Below are 18,235 nucleotides of genomic sequence, written 5' to 3'. Positions count from 1 at the left end.
ATTATATTCTAATGAAAATATGATACAAATTTCAAATAAAGGAAAGGTGATATTGGCTGGTGCTGGTCCTGGTGACCCTGATTTAATCAGTTTAAAAGCATTAAAATATCTTCAAATTGCTGATGTGGTTTTAACAGATAGACTTGTTTCTCCTGTTTTAGTTGACGAGTACGCAAGAAAAGATGCAGAAGTAATTTATGTAGGAAAGCAATGTTCAAAAGGAATTCATACACCACAAAAAGATATTAATGATTTAATGGTTGAGTTTGCCCAATTAGGAAAATTGGTTTTAAGATTAAAAGGAGGTGATGTGTCGCTATTTTCTAATGTATTGGATGAGTTAAATGTGCTAGTTGAAAATGGTATTCCTTATGAAATAGTTCCTGGTGTTTCTGCGGCTTTTGGTGCTGCGGCTTATACAGGAATTCCTTTGACTGCTAGAGAATACTCAAGAGGTGTACGCTTTTTAACATTGTATGACCTTAAAAATGTAAAAAACGAACAATGGAAAGACTGGGCAAATACAGAAGATACGCTTGTTTTTTACATGAGTGGACAACGCTTGAACTCTCTATCAAATCAATTGTTAAATAATGGAATTGATAAAAATAAAGGAATCGCAATTGTGCAACAAGCAACAACACCAGATCAAAGAACAACAGTTTTTTCATTTGAAGAATTGAAAACGAAAGAACTTCCTGAATTTGAATATGTACCTACTTTATTAATTGTAGGAAATGTGGTAAACCTACATCAAAAATTTGCTTGGTTTTCTGAAAAAAACAATACAGAATCCTATTTCGATAATCATAAAATATTATTTCAAAATGCTATCTGATACTAAACTAAACTTATTACAACAATTGGTGCAAAGTGCATCTAAAGAAGAGATTATCTGGACAAAAGGATATTTAGCAGGATATTTAGACAAGAATCTTATAGGAACGCAAGCTCCTGTAATTCCTGTTCTTGAAAGTGTTGCAGTCAAACCTTTAATTATTTATGGTACAGAAACAGGTAATTCTAAAAAAATAGCCTCTCAGTTATTAGCTTCTTTTAAGAAAAATAAAATACAAGCTAAATCGATCGATGTGTTTCAATATGACAAAGCTAAATTAGAAAAGGAAAGCTTAGTTTTATTTGTGATGAGTACACAAGGAGAAGGTGAGTTTCCGCAAAATGCAGTTGAATTTTATGAATATATAAAAAGTACTTCATTAGATTTGAGTGGAACATCTTATGCCGTTTTTGGATTAGGAGATTCTTCTTATCCTCTTTTTTGTAATGCAGGAGTATTACTCGATGAGGTATTGTCTCAAAAAGGAGCAAAAAGATTATTGCCTTTAGTGAAAGCAGATGTAGATTTTGCTCCAGATGTTCTAGTTTGGGAAAAAGAGTTACAATCTGTCTTTAAGAAAGAAGTTGTGGCTACTAACGTTGCTTCTGTTGTAAAAGGCAACACAACCGAACATAAAAAAAATTACAAAGGAATAATAAGTACTAAAATTATCCTGAATGATGTAGGTTCTAAAAAAGAAACATATCATATAGAGTTATCATCTGAAGATGAAATTAATTATGAACCAGGTGATGCTCTTGGAATTATTCCAAAAAACAGTAAAAATGATGTTGAGTTTATAATAGATTATTTTGAACTTAATTCTTCTACAGAAATCACAGTAAAAGATCAAAAGAATACTGTTGAAAACTGGTTTTTAGAAAGAAATATAAAAGGATTGAGTAAACGTTCTATAGAGCAATTGTCGGTACTTTTAAAAGAAGATATTAAGTTTGAAAAAACAGATTTAATTGATGTTTTAAAACAATATCCTAATGCAAAATCAATAAAAATAGAAGATTTAATATCAGTTTTATTACCGATTGCTCCACGATTGTATTCAATATCATCATCGGCTGAAGCTCACGATGGAGAAGTGCATTTAACCGTAAATCTTAATAAATTTAAAATTGGTGAAGTTCTTAAAACAGGATTAGCATCTCAGTTTTTAGCAGATTATCCTATTAATACAGAGATAGATTTTTACATCCATAAAAACCAGAATTTTAGATTACCAAGTGAAGAAACAGACATAATCATGATTGGTCCAGGAACAGGAATTGCTCCATTTAGAAGTTTTATTGCGCACAGAGATGCTACTGGAGCAGAAGGAAAGAATTGGTTGTTTTTTGGTGAGCAACATTTTGTCTTAGATTTTTATTACCAAACTGAAATTCAGGAATGGATTACTACAGGAGTCTTGACAAAATTAGATACTGCGTTCTCAAGAGATCAAGAAAAGAAAATTTATGTACAAGATCGCATTCGTGAAAAAGCAAATGAATTCAATAAATGGATTGAAAATGGAGCAAGTTTGTATATCTGTGGACAAAAAAATCCAATGAGTATTGATGTTGAAAATGCTATTCTTGATGTTTTAGTTCAGGAAAGAAATATATCATTAGAAGAAGCAAAACAAGTTTTGGAGGACTTAGAAGTTGCTGGAAAATATCAAAAAGACGTGTATTAATATTGGTTTAAGATTCAATAAGACCAAAAAAAAATAAACTTAAAATAGAACAAAATGAGCGAAAAATTGTCACCAATAGAAGCTATAAAAACAAAAAGTGACGGACTTAGAGGTACGTTAAAAGAAAGTATTGATTTAGATAATCACACAGGAAATGTTCGTCCAGATGACGAAACATTAGTGAAGTTTCATGGAATGTATGTTCAAGATGATAGAGATCGTAGAGCAGAAAGAGCAGCGAAAAAATTAGATAAATTATACTCTTTCATGATTCGCTTAAGAATTCCTGGAGGTGTTATTAATGCAGAACAATGGATTGCAACTCATGATATTTCCGAAGAATACGGAACAGGAATATTGAAAATAACGACGCGTCAAACGTTACAATTACATGGGCTTTTAAAACATCAATTACGACCAACTATTCAAGCTTTTAATGTTGCAAAATTAGATTCAATAGCAGCTTGTGGAGATGTGAATCGTAATGTTATTGCAAGTTCTCATCCGCAATTATCACCGTTACATAAAGAAATTTATGAATATGCTGACAAAATTTCGACTTTGTTGTTACCTAAAACACAATCATATTATGATGTTTTTATTGATGGTGAAAAAATATATGAGCGTTCATCTGAAGCAGATCCATTATATGAAGATAGATATTTGCCAAGAAAATTTAAAATAGCAATTGCTATTCCTCCTAGTAATGATGTGGATGTTTTTACAAATGATATTGGTTTAATTGCAATCGTAGAAAACAATGAGCTAAAAGGATTTAATATTGCTATAGGAGGTGGTTTGGCAACAACACACGGAAATCCAAATACATATTCAAGATTAGGAAGTATTATTGGATTTACTGATACGGAAGAAAAAACATTAAAAGCGGTTTATGAGATTTTAACAGTTCAAAGAGATTTTGGTAATCGTGTAGATAGAAAATTATCTCGTTTGAAATACACAGTTGATAAATTAACTGTAGAAGGATTTAAAGAAGAGTTGGAAAAAAGAATCGGATTTAAATTAGCTCCAGAAAAACCATTTGAATTTACAGAACGCTCAGATCGTTTCGGATGGGAACAAAATCATGAAGGAAAATGGTTCTATACTCTTTTTGTAGAACATGGTGTAATTAAACCATATCAGAAAGAGTTTTTATATGGAGTAGCAAAATTGAATGTGTCTAATTTTATATTTTCTGGGAATCAAAATCTAATTTTAGGAGAAGTTTCAAATGAAAATAAAGTTAAAATTGAGCAATTAATTGAGCAATTTAATATTGCAAAAGAAGATAGTGTTTTAAGAAAGAACTCCATGGCTTGTGTTGCTTTGCCTACATGTCCATTAGCATTAGCAGAAGCACAAAGATACTTGCCTGTTTTGGTTACAAAAATAGAACCTATTTTAGAAAAATATAACTTACAAAATGATGAAATTACTATTCGTATGACAGGTTGTCCTAATGGATGTGGAAGGCCGTATGTGTCTGAATTAGGATTCATTGGGACAGGACCAGAACAGTATAATTTTATGTTAGGAGGAGATAGATATGGCGAACGATTGAATAAATTATACAAAGAAAAACAGACAGAGTCTCAGATTTTAGAAGAAGTAGACTCATTGTTAGGGAGATACGTAAATGAAAGAAATCAAGGCGAAACCTTTGGGGATTTTGCATTTAGAGCAATTCTTTAAAAAAATAAAACTAATTGGGAAAGTAATACTCATGCTTTTACTTTCCCAAAAAGCAGTTCAAGCTCAAAAAAATATAACAAAACAGCAATTAATTTGGTACGGATATTATAATATTTTAAACATAAATGATAACTGGAATTTAAAAAGTGAAATACAAGAAAGGCAATTTGTAAAACCAACAGCCCAACATCAATTGGTTTTTAGAACTAATCTAGAAAGAAAATTAATAGATAAATGGAATTCATCTGTTGGACTTACATTTTTTTTGCAAAGTTCACATAATCCAAATTCAGAAAGTAAACAAGTAATTCCTGAATTAAGACCAGATGTTGGAATTAGCAATAAACAAAAAGTTTCATTTTTTACAATTTTACAAAGGTATAAGCTAGAAGCACGATTCTTTAATGTTCTAAAAGATGATCATAGAACAAATGAGTATAAGTTTTCTAATTTCAGATTTAGATATCAGTTAGGTTTAGATTTTTTACTATTTGAAAAAGAAAAATCAGATAAAGTTATTTTAAAAATAAAGGACGAAGTAATGCTAAACGTTGGGAAAAAAATTGTGAAAAACACATTTAATCAGAATAGAATTTATTTAGGATTGAATTATGTTATTAATCCGTCAATTTCAGTAGAAATTGGATATATGAATTGGTTTCAACAACAATCGTCAGGTGTTGATTTTTATAATAGAGATATTGTTAGGTTTTCATTGTTTCATAAACTGTCTTTTAAAAATAATAAACATGAGTAATAATACATTATTTCCAGTATTTCTTAAAACTGAAACGGCTCATTTTTTAATAGTAGGTGGTGGAAACGTAGGTTTAGAAAAAACAGAAACATTATTGAGGCAAAATTCTAATATTGCTATAACTATAGTGGGAACTATTATATATCCAAAATTGAAAGCAGTTATAGAAAAACATTCTAATATTAAATCATTTGAACGACCTTTTGAGAAGGATGATCTTGATGATATAGATTTTGTAATTATTGGAACAGATAGTTCAGAAGTGAATTTGGAAGTTAGAAACTTAGCAAAAGAAAGAGGAATAAAAGTTAATGCAGCTGATCAACCTGCTTTGTGTGATTTTTATTTAGGTTCAATTGTGAATAAAGGAAGTGTTAAGATAGCAATTTCAACTAATGGAAAGTCACCAGTTCTAGCTCGTAGAATGAGAGAATATTTTACAGAAATAATTCCTGATGATATTGAAAATAGTGTGGAAAGTTTAAATAAGTTTAGAGCAAATCATAAAGGGAGTTTTCAAGAAAAGTTAAACGATTTGAATAAATTAACACAAGGATTTGAAAGTGTTAAAAAAGAAGGTGGTCAGAAAAAATACAAAAGATTAGTGTTCACATTAGCACTGTCTTTTCTTATGTTTTTTGTTGGTTTCGGATTGTCTACATATGTGTCTTTTTCGTCTTTTAAAGAAGGATTAAATTATATCCCAAATGAGTTTTATTATATGCTTTTAATAGGTTTTATTGCCCAATTAATAGATGGAGCTGTTGGATTAGGTTATGGTGTAACTTGTGCAACGAGTATGATGCTTCTTGGGGTTAAATTGCCAGCAATAAGTGGTAGTATTCACACAGCGGAAATGTTTTCCAGTGCAATAAGTGGATATTCACATTATAAATTCGGTAATGTAAATAAGAAAATGCTTGTTTGGTTAGCTATTTTTGGAGTTTTAGGAGCTGTTCTAGGAGCGTATTTGCTTATATATTTAGGAAATGAATACGAACAAATAGCTTATGTAGTTCTTTCATCTTATACTTTTATTATTGGAATTCGATTATTAGTCTTGGCTTTTAAAAAAATTCAATTGAAGAAAAAAATAAAATTTTTAGGATTTTTAGGATTTTCAGGTGGTTTTATGGATGCTTTCGGTGGAGGAGGTTGGGGACCTATTGTGACATCTACATTATTAGCAAAAGGGAGAAAGTCAAAATATGTCATTGGAACAGTTAGTTTAGCTGAATTTTTTGTAACAATGTCTGCTTCAATTGTATTTTTTACATCATTGGGAGTTAGTCATTGGTATATTATTTTAGGACTAATTCTCGGAGGAATTGTTGCAGCTCCTATTGCAGCAAGATTAGCAGGGAAATTGCCTAAAAAAGCAGCGTTAATATTGGTTGCTTTCTTGGTTATAGTGTTTAGTATAAGGGTGTTCGTTAAGATAATTTAAAGAATGTTAATCTGTTAGAATTAAAAATTGTTTATCATTATTATTTTAGATTTTTTTTCATTTAAAATTATTTAATATAACAAAATTTAGAAAAATAATCTATTTATTTTTTTATATTAGAAAAACAATCTATTTTTGCAGAGATAATTTAAAGGATAAAGATGAGTTTTAAAATGTGTAATATGTTGATGATAATGTGGAGAAATTCGCAGAGGCAATGTATTGTATAGTTTTTAAATTTAAAAGTACAAAAGCCTCTGTTTTAAATGGAGGCTTTTTTGTACTTGAAAAGTAAAAATAAATTTTTATTAATAATAATTAACAAATATGAAAATAAAGAATATGGATATGTTTTATAATATGATGTGCATGTGCACTATGGTTTCCTGTTGCCAAAAGCGAAAGACTTAATTTTAATTATGTTCCATATTTAAAAAGTCCTTTTGGTAAAATTGCCCAAAGGACTTTTTATTTGGGACGCAAATCACAAAATAATAATAAATAAAAAAATAAAAAAATGAGTACACAAAAATTTTCAACAAACGCACTTCATGCCGGACACGATGTTTCAACAAATGCTGGAACTAGAGCAGTGCCAATTTATCAAACAACTTCTTATGTGTTTAATAATTCAGATCATGCAGCTAATCTTTTCGGACTTACAGAAGCAGGTTATATCTATACAAGATTAAATAATCCTACAAATGATGTCTTAGAGCAAAGATTAGCGCAGTTAGAAGGAGGTTTAGGTGCAGTTGTTACAGCTTCTGGAACAGCAGCAATTTCTACAGCTTTATTAGTATTGCTTAAAGCAGGTGATCATATTGTAGCATCAAGTAGTTTATATGGAGGAACATATAATTTATTAAGCGTAACACTTCCTAGACTTGGAATTACAACCACGTTTGTTGATCCATCAAAAGCAGAAAATTTTGATAATGCAATCAAAGAAAATACAAGGGTGATTTTTGCAGAAAGTTTAGGTAATCCAAAATTAGATGTACTAGATTTAAAAGCAATTTCAACTGTCGCAAAATCAAATAAAATTCCTTTTATAGTAGATAATACAGTTGCTACTCCATATTTGTTAAATCCAATTGCTCACGGTGCTGATATCGTAATTCATTCTTTAACAAAATATATAACAGGTAATGGAACTTCATTAGGAGGAGTTATTATTGATGCTGGTAAATTTGATTGGAGTAATGGTAAATTTCCTGAATTTACAGAACCTTCTGCAGGTTATCACGGACTAAAATATTATGAAGTATTAGGCGCTGCATCATATATTGCTAAAGTGCGTATTGAAGGGCTGCGCGATTTTGGAGCTGCTTTGAGTCCGTTTAATGCTTTTCAAACCATACAAGGTTTAGAGACATTATCTATTAGAATTAAAAAACATAGTGAAAATACATTGGCTCTAGCAAAGTGGTTAAAAAATCAAGAGCAAGTTGCTTGGGTAAATTATCCAGGACTTGAGGATTCAGTATATCATAATTTGGCTAAAGAATATTTGCCAGAAGGACAAAGTGGAATAGTTACTTTCGGACTTAAAGGTGGTTTTGAAGCAGCTAAAAAAGTAGCCGACAATACTAAATTGTTTTCTCTTCTGGCAAATATAGGGGATACAAAATCATTGATTATTCATCCTGCAAGTACTACTCATCAACAATTATCAGATACAGAACAATTATCAACAGGAGTATCTAAAGATTTAATCAGATTATCAGTTGGTTTAGAAGATATCGAAGATTTAAAAGCCGATTTAAAAGCCGTGTTTGAAACAATTGCGATAGAAAGTATTGTTTAATTTTTTTAAGAATTGATTCTGTTCTTTTATTTTAAAAATAATCCCAAACGAATTTTATGATTTTAAATATGACTGAGTTAAAAGAAATAGTAATTGAAAATTGGATTCTTGAAAATGAAAATGTACGACATAATACATCTGTTTTTTTTCAAACTTTTGGACAACAATTAGGAACAGCACCAGTTGTTCTTGTGAATCATGCGTTAACTGGAAATTCAAATGTTATAGGTGAAAATGGGTGGTGGAATGATTTAATAGGAAAAAGTAAAACAATCGACACTGATTATTATACCATTTTAGCTATAAATATTCCAGGAAATGGTTTTGATGGGAACAGTGAAAACCTTATCAATGATTATAAAGAATATACAATCAGAGATGTGGCAAAACTTTTTTGGAAAGTTGTTTTTCAGTTAAATATAGAATCTCTTTTTGCAGTTATTGGAGGAAGTTTAGGAGGAGCAATAGCATGGGAAATGGCAGTGATAGAACCCAATTTAATTAAAAATGTTATTCCAATTGCAACCGATTGGAAAGCAACTGACTGGATGATTGCTAATGTTTTAGTACAAGATAATATTCTAAACAATTCTTCAAATCCAATACATGACGCTAGAATACATGCAATGTTGATTTACAGAACACCTCAGTCATTAAAATATAAATTTAAAAGAAAAATCAACTCAGGTAACTCATTGTTTGAAATTGAAAATTGGTTAAATCATCATGGAAAAAAGTTAGAAAGTAGGTTTCAATTACAAGCTTATAAACTGATGAATCATTTATTAAAGACAAATGATATCACTAGAGGAAGAAAAGAAGTAGAAACAATAATTAAAGAAATAAAATCAAACATTCATATTATTTCAATCGATACAGACTATTTTTTTGTAGCAAATGAGGATAGAGAAACATATGAAAAACTAAAATTTTTAAAAGAAAACATACAGTATCACGAAATAAATTCTATTCATGGGCACGATGCTTTTTTGATTGAATATAAACAACTTAATGAGATTTTGGATAATGTATTCAATATAACTTATATAAATAATTAAAAGAATGAAAATATTAAAATTTGGAGGTAAATCTCTTGCAAATAAAGAAGGTTTAGAAAAAGTAATTCAAATTATTGCACAAAAATATTTTAGTAATGAAGCTGTTGTGGTTGTGGTTTCAGCTAGATCAAATGCTACAAATGAATTAATAGATTTACTTGATAAAGCACAAAAAGGAGTAAATTATAATGCAGAACTAGAAGCGTTTAAAATATATCAAAACAACGGATTATCAAATACTATTTTTACAGATGAATTTTCTCAATTAGATAAACTATTGGAAGGAGTAAGTTTATTGGGAGATTTTAGTAGTAGAATAAAAGATCAAGTTGTTGCAATAGGTGAATTAATATCAGCAAAATACCTTTCATATTTATTAAATGAAAAAAGCATAAAAGCAAACTTTGTTGATGCACGTAATCTTATAAAAACAGACAATAATTTTGGGAATGCACAACCATTAGATACAATATCAAAAAAGAATGTAATTACTTTTTTTAATAATCAGCCAGAAGGAGTTAATATTGTTACAGGATTTATCGCTTCAACAGTAAATGGAGAAACTACAACATTAGGAAGAAATGGAAGTAATTATACTGCTTCATTGTTAGCAAACTATTTAGATGCTCAAGAATTTCAAAATTACACTCATGTTGATGGAATTTTTACAGCTAATCCAGAACTTGTAACCAATGCAAGAAAAATTGAAAAACTATCATTTAATGAAGCAAATGAGTTGGCAAATTTTGGAGCTAATATATTACACGCTAAAACAATTATTCCATTAGTTGAAAAAAATATTCCATTAAGAATATTAAATACGTTTAATCCAGATAATCAAGGAACGCTTATTACAGCAGAACAAACAGATGAAGGAATTAAGTCGCTTTCTATTCTTAATAATGTGTCACTTCTAAATTTAGAAGGACGTGGACTTTTAGGAAAAACAGGAGTTGACGCTAGAATTTTTAGAGTAATGGGCGATAATAATATAAGTGTAAGTATTATATCTCAAGGTTCGTCAGAAAGAGGAATAGGAATAGTTGTGGAAACAGAAAAAGCAACAAAAGCACTTATCGAATTGGAAAAAGAATTTGAAAATGATTTTTATACAAAAGACGTAAATAGAATTTCTGCAAATGATAATATTTCGGTAATATCTATAATTGGTCAAGATTTAAGTACTTTTCATAAACCTTATACAGCACTGATTAAAAATAAAATTGTTCCTATACTTTTTAATAACACAACAACGGGAAGAAATATAAGTTTAGTAATTAATAAAACCGATTTGAAAAGAGCATTAAATGTTATTCATGGTGAAATTTTTGGAGTTTCTAAGAAAATTAATATTGCAGTATTCGGACATGGATTAGTAGGAGGAACATTAATTAATCAAATTTTAAACTCTACTTCAGCTATTGAAAAACGTAAAAAAATTGAACTTAATGTTTTTGCAATCGCTAACTCTAAAAAAATAGTGTTTAATAATAATGGGATTGGTGATAATTGGAAATCTGAAATAGAAACAAACGGAATTTCGTATGAAGTTCAAGATGTAATTAAATATGCTATAGAAAATAATTTAGAAAATTTAATAGCAATAGATAATACTGCAAGTAAAGATTTTGTCGAAAATTATATAGCACTTATAGAAAACGGATTTGACTTAGTATCTTCAAATAAAGTCGCAAATACATTGAGTTATGACTTTTATAAAACATTAAGAAGTGCAATAGATAAAAATCAAAAAAATTATCTATATGAAACAAATGTTGGAGCAGGACTACCTTTAATCGATACAATTAAATTATTGCATTTGTCAGGAGAAAATATTACAAAAATTAAAGGAGTGTTTTCAGGATCATTGAGTTATTTGTTTAATACTTTTTCAAAAGAAAAGAAAGACTTTAGTTCAGTGTTGAAAGAAGCAGTAGATAAAGGGTATACAGAGCCAGATCCAAGAGAAGATTTGTGCGGAAATGATGTGGCAAGAAAAGTACTTATTTTGGCTAGAGAACTAGATTTACAAAATGAATTTGAAGAAATTAAAATTGATAATTTAATTCCAGAACACTTGCAAACAATTTCTCAAAATGAATTTTTTGAAAGAATAGATGAGTTTAATAGTGTATATCAAAATATAAAAGAAAATCAAGAACCAAACCATGTATTGCGTTACATAGGAGAATTATCAGGAGATTTACAAAAGGAAAAAGGAGTTTTAGAAGTAAAATTAGTTTCTGTTTCAGAAAATTCAGCACTTGGACAATTAAAAGGATCAGACTCGCTATTTGAAATTTATACAGAATCTTATGGAGAAAGACCTATTGTGATTCAAGGAGCAGGAGCAGGAGCATCAGTAACAGCAAGAGGTGTTTTTGGAGACATACTTAGATTAGCAGAAAAAAATTAATTATGGAAAATACAGAATTTGGTTTTGAAACCCAAGCTATTCGCACTCAACTAAATCGTTCGCAATATTTAGAACATTCAGTGCCTTTATATTTAACATCTAGCTTCGTTTTTGAAGATGCAGAAGATATGAGGGCTTCTTTTACAGAAGAAAAAGTAAGAAATATCTATAGTAGATTCTCAAACCCAAATACAACAGAGTTTGTAGAAAAAATATGTCAAATGGAAGGAGCAGATGACGGATGTGCATTTGCAACAGGAATGGCAGCCGTTTATAGTACGTTTGCAGCATTGTTAAACGCAGGAGATCATATAGTGTCAGTAGGAAGTGTTTTTGGATCAACGCATACATTGTTTACTAAGTATTTTCCAAAATGGAATATTACAACAAGTTATTTTGATATCAATAAACCAGAAACAATAGAAAGCTATATTCAACCTAATACAAAAATTCTATTTGCAGAATCGCCTACAAACCCAGCCGTTGATATTATTGATTTAGAACTTCTGGGTAAGATTGCTAAAAAGCATAATTTAATTTTAATTATAGATAATTGTTTTGCAACACCATATCTTCAAAACCCTATAAAATTTGGAGCAGATTTAGTAGTTCATTCAGCAACAAAATTAATAGACGGACAAGGAAGAGTATTGGGTGGTGTAGTAGTAGGAAACAAACAATTAGTAAGAGAGATTTATTTGTTTTCTAGAAATACAGGACCAGCAATGTCACCATTTAATGCATGGGTATTGTCAAAAAGTTTAGAAACACTTGCAATAAGAGTAGAAAAACATTGTGAAAATGCTTTAAAAGTGGCTCAATTTTTAGAAACCCATCCAGGTGTTAAACAAGTAAAGTATCCATTTTTAAAATCACATCCTCAATATGAAGTTGCTAAAAAGCAAATGAAATTAGGAGGAAATATAGTAGCATTTGAAATAGAAGGAGGAATAGAAAAAGGAAGGCAATTCCTAGATAAAATTAAATTCTGCTCTTTATCAGCAAATTTAGGAGATACAAGAACAATTGTTACACATCCAGCATCAACAACACATAGTAAATTATCTTTAGAAGAAAGATTAGCAGTAAGTATAACAGATGGATTAGTACGTGTTTCTGTTGGTTTGGAAACAATTGAAGATGTAATTAAAGATCTAAGACAAGCTCTTGATTAAGTTTTTTAGAAAAATAAACCATGATAAGTTTATTTTTTAAGTTTTAAAACTTTTTTTAGCTGCTTAATGATATATGAGTAGATTATATTTCTAAAAAAATATTTTTATGATTACATTTGCAGAGTTCTTAAATTTTAATGTTGTTATCATGAAAGGCGGAGGGAATAGACCCAGTGAAACCTTAGCAACCCTATTCTAGTAGAAGGTGCTACATTCTATCCTTAAATTCTAACTAATTTTTGTTTAAAGTTTAAAAGGAGCAGATAACCAGAGATTTTTCTCTCTTTTTTTAGATAACATATTATTTTTTTGAAGCAAATACATTACGTGTTTTAAAAATGTTTTGTTCCTGCTGTTCACTAAATCTTTTTCTTGTTTTTAGGAAACAAGAAAAAGGATATCGTTTCCATCAGGGCTAATAACAAACTAATGGATTTTTTGGTTTTGTAGTTAAAATAAAAACCAAGAACAATAATTGATTAAGTAAAAATTATGTCAAAAATTAACCAAGCAATAAAAGAAAGAATTCTCATTCTAGATGGAGCAATGGGAACAATGCTTCAACGTTATAATTTTTCTGAAGAAGATTTTAGAGGAGAACGATTCAAAGATTTTCCACATCCATTAAAAGGAAATAATGACTTATTGTCAATTACGCAACCAGAAGCGGTAAAAGAAGTTCATAGACTATATTTTCAAGCAGGAGCAGATATTGTAGAAACAAATACTTTTTCAGGGACTACAATAGGGATGGCAGATTATCATTTGGAAGATCTAGTGTATGAGCTTAATTATGAATCAGCAAAAATAGCACGTCAAGTTGCAGATGAGTTTACAGATAAATCACGTTTTGTTGCAGGTTCAATAGGACCTACAAACAGAACAGCAAGTATGAGTCCAGATGTTAATGATCCAGGATATAGAGCGATTACGTTCGACGAACTAAGAATAGCATATAAACAGCAAGTTGAAGCATTGATAGATGGCGGATCAGATTTACTGTTAGTTGAAACAATTTTCGACACATTAAATGCAAAAGCAGCTTTGTTTGCAATTGAAGAAGTTAAAGAAGAAAGAGGAATAGATATTCCAATAATGGTTTCAGGAACAATAACGGATGCGTCAGGAAGAACATTATCCGGACAAACAGTAGAAGGGTTTTTAATATCAATAGAACATATTCCTTTATTGTCTGTAGGATTCAATTGTGCATTAGGAGCAGATCAATTAAAACCATATTTAAAAAGATTAGCACATAATACACAATTAAATATATCAGCTCATCCAAATGCTGGATTGCCAAATGCTTTTGGAGAATACGATCAAACACCAGAAGAAATGCAAGCTTTAATTAAAGAATATTTACAAGATGGATTAGTAAATATTATAGGAGGATGTTGTGGAACAACTCCAGAGCATATTAAGTTAATTGCAGATGTAGCGGCAGAATTTAAACCAAGAAAAATAGAAGTTGAAGCATAATGAAAGAAGGAAACTGTAAAAAATATTTAAAACTTTCAGGATTAGAACCTTTAATTGTAACTCCAGAAACAAATTTTGTAAATGTTGGAGAGCGTACAAATGTAACAGGATCTCGTAAATTTCTTCGGTTAATAAGGGAAGAAAAATATGAAGAAGCTTTAGATATTGCTAGAAACCAAGTTGAAGGAGGAGCACAAATCATCGATATAAATATGGATGAAGGAATGCTTGATGGAGTGTATGCAATGACTAAATTTCTAAATCTTATTGCAGCAGAACCAGATATAGCACGTGTTCCTGTCATGGTGGATAGTTCAAAATGGGAAATTATTGAAGCAGGATTAAAAGTAATTCAAGGAAAAGGAATTGTAAATTCTATCTCATTAAAAGAAGGAAAAGAAGCTTTTATCCATCATGCCAAATTAATTAAAAGATATGGTGCGGCTGTAATTGTAATGGCATTTGATGAAGCAGGTCAGGCTGATACATATGAAAGGCGTATAGAAATTTGTAAAAGATCTTATGATATTTTGGTAGATGAGGTTAATTTTCCGGCAGAAGATATCATATTTGATCCTAATATTTTTCCAGTTGCAACTGGAATGGAAGAGCATAAATTGAATGCATTAGATTTTTTCAGAGCTACAAAATGGATTCGTGAAAATTTGCCTTATGCTGGAATTTCAGGCGGAGTGAGTAATGTTTCATTTTCATTTAGAGGTAATGATAAAGTAAGAGAAGCTATGCACTCTGCGTTCCTTTTTCATGCAATAAAGAATGGAATGACTATGGGAATCGTAAATCCTGAAATGTTAGAAATTTATGATGAAATAGATAAGAATTTATTAGAACATGTTGAAGATGTTTTATTAAACAGAAGAGAAGATGCTACAGAAAGACTTTTAGATTTAGCAGAAAGTTATATTGGAGAAACTAAATCTAATGAAAAAGTAGTTCAAGAATGGAGAAGTGGAACAATTCAAGAAAGGTTAACGCATTCGTTAGTAAAAGGAATAGATGAATTTATTGAAATAGATGTTGAAGAAGCAAGAAAAAATGCTGTAAAAGCAATTGAAGTTATTGAGATTAATTTAATGGCAGGAATGAATGTAGTAGGAGATTTATTTGGAAGCGGAAAAATGTTCTTGCCTCAAGTAGTTAAATCAGCTCGTGTAATGAAAAAAGCAGTTGCTTATCTTTTGCCATATATAGAAGCGGAGAAAACAGGGAATTCTTCAAGTGCTGGAAAAGTGTTAATGGCTACAGTAAAAGGAGATGTTCATGATATAGGTAAAAATATTGTAGCCGTAGTTTTAGGGTGTAATAATTTCGAAATTATCGATTTAGGAGTTATGGTTCCACCAGAAAAAATTATTGAAACTGCTATTCGTGAAAATGTAGATATAATAGGATTGAGTGGCTTAATTACACCTTCGCTAGATGAAATGGTATATTTAGCAAAGGAAATGGATAAATTGAATATAAAAATTCCTATTATGATAGGTGGAGCAACTACTTCTAGAGCACATACAGCAGTAAAAATTGCACCAGAGTATAAAGAAACAGTTGTTCATGTCAATGATGCGTCCAGAGCAGTTACGGTTGCAAGTAATTTGTTGCAAAAGGAAACTAAACTAAATTATGTAAAAACCATTAGAGAAGAATATGATAAATTAAGAGATGGTTATTTGAATAGAAGTAGAGATAAAAATTATCTTTCAATTGAAGAAGCAAGAAAAAATAAAATAAAAATAGATTGGGATAATTATAATCCTGTTAAACCTAATTTTATAGGAGCAAAAACAATAGAAGTTGATTTGGCCGATTTGGTCGATTTTATAGATTGGACGCCTTTTTTTCAGTCGTGGCAATTATTTGGAAAATATCCAGCTATTTTAACAGATGAGATAGTAGGTGAGCAAGCAACAAATTTATTTCTTGATGCAAAAACAATGTTGAAACAGATAATTTCAGAAAAATGGTTTATAGCTAAAGGAATTTATGGTGTTTTTCCAGCTAATCAAGTAAATGATGATGATATTTTAGTTTCTGATGAAAATGGAAATGAGTTAGTTAAATTTCTGACCTTGCGTCAACAGTCTCTTAAAACGGTTGGAGCACCTAATATTGCACTGTCAGACTTTATAGCTCCAAAAGGAATAGGAAAGCAAGACTATATAGGATGCTTTTGCGTGAGTACTGGCTTTGGTGTTGATGAAAAAGCAGCAGAGTTTGAAAAAGAATTAGATGATTATAATTCTATTCTAGTTAAAGCTCTTGGAGATAGGTTTGCTGAAGCATTTGCTGAATATTTACATTTAAAAATAAGAAAAGAAATTTGGGGTTATGCTTCTGATGAAAACTTATCAAATAACGAATTAATTAAAGAACAATATAACGGAATTCGCCCTGCACCAGGATATCCGGCTTGTCCAGATCATTTAGAAAAACCAACAATTTGGAAGCTATTAAATGTAGAACAAGAAATAGGTGTTATTCTTACAGAAAGTATGGCAATGTGGCCTGCATCATCAGTTTCAGGATATTATTTTGCAAATCCAGAAAGTAAATATTTTGGCTTAGGAAAAATAAAAGAAGATCAAGTAGTTGATTATGCAAAAAGAAGAAGTATAAGTGTTGAAAAAGCTACAAAATGGTTAAATCCTAATATAGCTGATTAATTATGAGTTCTTAAAATTATAAGGCTTAGTTATTGCAAATACATCATATAATTCACAATATATAAATAAAATGAAAGTTACCGAACATATACATAATGCAAATGGGAAATCATTGTTTTCATTTGAAATATTACCACCTTTAAAAGGACAAAATATTCAATCAATTTTTGATGGTATTGATCCTTTAATGGAATTTAATCCTCCGTTTATTGATGTAACATATCATCGTGAAGAATATGAATATAAAGAATTAGATAATGGTCTTTTGCAAAAGAAGATTGTTAAAAAAAGACCAGGAACAGTTGGAATTTGTGCAGCCATTCAAAATAAATATAATGTAGATGCTATTCCTCATATTTTATGCGGTGGCTTTACAAAAGAAGATACAGAAAATCTTTTAATCGATTTAGATTTTTTAGGAATTGATAATGTAGTAGCGCTTCGTGGAGATGCAGTTAAAAGCGAAATTTATTTTAAACCTGAAAAAGAAGGAAATAAATATGCGGGTGAGTTAGTAACTCAAATTTCAAACTTAAATAATGGGTTTTATTTGGATTCCGATTTACAAAACTCAACTAAAACTAATTTTTGTATTGGAGTAGCAGGATATCCAGAGAAACACATGGAAGCGCCAAGTATGGATAGTGATATTCATTTCTTAAAACAAAAAATAAAAAATGGAGCGGATTATATTATTACTCAAATGTTCTTTGATAATCAAAAATTCTTTGATTATGTAGCCAAATGTCGTGCTGCTGGAATTACAGTTCCTATTATTCCAGGATTAAAACCTATTGTTACAAAAAGACAATTAAATCTAATTCCTCATAGGTTTAAAGTGGATTTACCAGATGATTTAATAAATGAAATCATAAAAGCAAAGGATAATGATGGTGTTAGAGATATAGGGATTGAATGGTGTATTTCTCAAAGCAAAGAGTTGCTAAAAGCAGGAATTCCTGTGTTGCATTATTATTCTATGGGTAAATCAGACAACATAAAAACTATCGCTAAAGAAATTTTTTAAACAAGATAGTTAAATCGTTAAAATGCATTTTTTACAGATAAAATGCATTTTTATGAATTCTTTATAATTGGTTCTTTCTTTTTGAGTTGTATTGATGATAATTTGTCTAATATTTATTTTTTATAAATTTTATTTAAAAAATTAACAAATATATGTAAT

General features: G+C 29.9%; 12 protein-coding genes and 1 riboswitch. All 12 genes read left to right on the top strand.

Annotated elements, in window-relative coordinates; genetic code table 11:
• Window positions 1-19 precede the first annotated feature (19 nt).
• The 12 genes from cobA to metF all read left to right on the top strand — a co-directional run bounded on the left by cobA (window position 20) and on the right by metF (window position 18,076).
• On the top strand, window positions 20-838 hold the full coding sequence (cobA, locus tag LXD69_RS03635; protein WP_045971175.1) for a uroporphyrinogen-III C-methyltransferase: 819 nt from the start codon (window positions 20-22) through the stop codon (window positions 836-838).
• Window positions 828-2,528: a diflavin oxidoreductase gene (locus tag LXD69_RS03630; RefSeq protein ID WP_246917644.1), complete on the top strand. Its 1,701-nt coding sequence runs from the start codon at window positions 828-830 to the stop codon at window positions 2,526-2,528. Before cobA ends, LXD69_RS03630 begins: the two co-directional genes overlap by 11 nt.
• Window positions 2,529-2,582: 54 nt before the next feature.
• The gene (locus tag LXD69_RS03625; protein WP_246917643.1) at window positions 2,583-4,223 is read left to right on the top strand and encodes an NADPH-dependent assimilatory sulfite reductase hemoprotein subunit; all 1,641 of its coding nucleotides are present in this window, start codon (window positions 2,583-2,585) and stop codon (window positions 4,221-4,223) included.
• Complete coding sequence (locus LXD69_RS03620; protein ID WP_246917642.1) at window positions 4,168-4,980, top strand: DUF2490 domain-containing protein; 813 nt, start codon at window positions 4,168-4,170, stop codon at window positions 4,978-4,980. Before LXD69_RS03625 ends, LXD69_RS03620 begins: the two co-directional genes overlap by 56 nt.
• A complete protein-coding gene (locus LXD69_RS03615) occupies window positions 4,973-6,427 on the top strand; it encodes a TSUP family transporter (RefSeq protein WP_246917640.1) in 1,455 nt (484 codons plus the stop codon). The genes LXD69_RS03620 and LXD69_RS03615 overlap by 8 nt, the downstream gene beginning before the upstream one ends.
• A gap of 517 nt (window positions 6,428-6,944) precedes the next feature.
• A complete protein-coding gene (locus LXD69_RS03610) occupies window positions 6,945-8,237 on the top strand; it encodes an O-acetylhomoserine aminocarboxypropyltransferase/cysteine synthase family protein (protein ID WP_246917639.1) in 1,293 nt (430 codons plus the stop codon).
• A gap of 68 nt (window positions 8,238-8,305) precedes the next feature.
• Window positions 8,306-9,295, top strand: a complete 990-nt coding sequence (locus tag LXD69_RS03605; RefSeq protein WP_246917637.1) for an alpha/beta fold hydrolase — start codon at window positions 8,306-8,308, stop codon at window positions 9,293-9,295.
• 4 nt (window positions 9,296-9,299) lie between these two features.
• Complete coding sequence (gene thrA, locus LXD69_RS03600; RefSeq protein ID WP_246917635.1) at window positions 9,300-11,711, top strand: bifunctional aspartate kinase/homoserine dehydrogenase I; 2,412 nt, start codon at window positions 9,300-9,302, stop codon at window positions 11,709-11,711.
• A gap of 2 nt (window positions 11,712-11,713) precedes the next feature.
• Entirely contained in the window at window positions 11,714-12,886 is a 1,173-nt protein-coding gene (locus LXD69_RS03595) for a trans-sulfuration enzyme family protein (RefSeq protein ID WP_246917634.1), read from the top strand.
• A gap of 142 nt (window positions 12,887-13,028) precedes the next feature.
• Window positions 13,029-13,154: riboswitch (SAM riboswitch) on the top strand.
• Between the two features lie 224 nt (window positions 13,155-13,378).
• The gene (locus LXD69_RS03590) at window positions 13,379-14,368 is read left to right on the top strand and encodes a homocysteine S-methyltransferase family protein (protein WP_246917632.1); all 990 of its coding nucleotides are present in this window, start codon (window positions 13,379-13,381) and stop codon (window positions 14,366-14,368) included.
• A complete protein-coding gene (gene metH / locus LXD69_RS03585; protein WP_246917630.1) occupies window positions 14,368-17,049 on the top strand; it encodes a methionine synthase in 2,682 nt (893 codons plus the stop codon). Before LXD69_RS03590 ends, metH begins: the two co-directional genes overlap by 1 nt.
• 70 nt (window positions 17,050-17,119) lie before the next feature.
• Window positions 17,120-18,076, top strand: coding sequence for a methylenetetrahydrofolate reductase [NAD(P)H] (metF, locus tag LXD69_RS03580; protein WP_045971014.1), 957 nt, complete (start codon window positions 17,120-17,122; stop codon window positions 18,074-18,076).
• Window positions 18,077-18,235 lie beyond the last annotated feature (159 nt).

Source organism: Flavobacterium sediminilitoris (assembly GCF_023008245.1).
Lineage (GTDB): Bacteria > Bacteroidota > Bacteroidia > Flavobacteriales > Flavobacteriaceae > Flavobacterium > Flavobacterium sediminilitoris.
Note: the sequence above shows the minus strand (reverse complement) of the source record. Positions and strands in the feature narration are given on the sequence as shown.